We start from the raw sequence: 946 nt of genomic DNA on the forward strand, positions 1-946 counted from the left end.
CCGCGCAGCGACTGCTCGTCGAGCGAGCCCTCGCCGGTGACGACCAGGCGCGCCCCCTTGACCTGCTCGTCGAAGCCGAGCAGGTCGAGCAGGTAGTCGATGCCAGGGCGGATGTCGGCGTGCAGGAAGGCGAGGGCGGCGAAGCCGACTCCTCCCGCCGCGCCCGCGCCGGGGGCTCCCGCCACACCCATGGGACGCGGGGTCCCGTCGTGCTCGACGGCGCCCAGCAGGCCATGGGTCTGGGTGGCGACGGCGGCCAGACGGCCGAGCGCGGCGTCGAGGAGGACGACGTCCTCGGGGGTGGCGCCCTTCTGCGGGCCGTAGACGGCCGCGGCGCCGTGCGGGCCCAGCAGCGGGTTGTCGACGTCGCTCGCGACGACCACCTCGACCCCTGAGATGTCGATAAATCTTGAAATATCAATCTTGGCAAGCTCGCGCAGGGCCGCCCCTCCCCTGGGCAGCTCCTCGCCGGTGGCGGTCAGCAGCCGCGCGCCGAGCGCCTGGACCATGCCGGCCCCTCCGTCGGTGCAGGCGCTGCCGCCGAGGCCGAGGACGACCCGGCGGGCGCCGCGCCGTACGGCGTCGGCGATGAGCTCGCCCGTGCCGTGGCTGGTGGCGGTCAGCGGCTCGGGGCCGCCTGGAAGGCGGCGCAGACCCGAGGCCTCGGCCAGCTCGACGACGGCGGTGCGCTGCTCGTCGAGCCAGGCGTAGGAGGCCGTGACCGGCAGGCCCGTCGGCCCCGTCACCTCCAGGGTGACGCGGGTGAAGCCGCAGGCCACAGCGGCGTCCACGGTGCCGTCACCGCCGTCGGCGACGGGCAGCTCGACGGTCGCGACACCGAGGCCCGCCGACACCCTGCCCGCGACCTCGGCCGCGGACAACGACCCCTTGAACTTGTCCGGCGCCACGAGAACATGTTCAACCACTGCGAAACTCCCCAGCCGAT

1 protein-coding gene is annotated in these 946 nt (G+C 74.2%); it reads right to left on the reverse strand.

The annotated features are described in order from the left end of the window. On the reverse strand, positions 1-926 hold a 926-nt coding region (locus ABFX50_RS50710), incomplete at its 3' end, for a glycerate kinase (RefSeq protein ID WP_346158493.1). Positions 927-946: the final 20 nt, after the last annotated feature.

Origin of the sequence: Nonomuraea recticatena, from assembly GCF_039533245.1 — a bacterium.
Taxonomy (GTDB): domain Bacteria; phylum Actinomycetota; class Actinomycetes; order Streptosporangiales; family Streptosporangiaceae; genus Nonomuraea; species Nonomuraea roseola.